This window comes from Chitinophaga sp. GbtcB8, assembly GCF_019091455.1.
Taxonomy (GTDB): domain Bacteria; phylum Bacteroidota; class Bacteroidia; order Chitinophagales; family Chitinophagaceae; genus Chitinophaga.
In genome coordinates, this window is the sequence record NZ_JAGXJN010000394.1 from 1 (window position 1) to 237 (window position 237).

General features: G+C 46.4%; 1 protein-coding gene. It reads right to left on the reverse strand.

The window, feature by feature from the left end:
* Positions 1-237: hypothetical protein (locus KVT36_RS32155; protein ID WP_217607504.1), on the reverse strand; the 237-nt coding region annotated here is incomplete at both ends.

Below are 237 nucleotides of genomic sequence, written 5' to 3' on the forward strand. Positions count from 1 at the left end.
AGCTGGTAGAACCCCTGGCCCAGCAGCACATTTATGGAATTGTTCCGGTGGATATCCGATTTAAATGTGCTGTTATTAAAAGTAAGCACGGCATTCACATTAATGGAGGTCATGTTGCTGTTGGTAAGACTGATGATCGGCTTCCCGCCGCCATTGGTAATGGCATCCCAGGTAATGTAATCGTCAAATGCATTCAGCTTTCCATCATTTTTATTAAGGCCGCCGGTAACGCGCAGC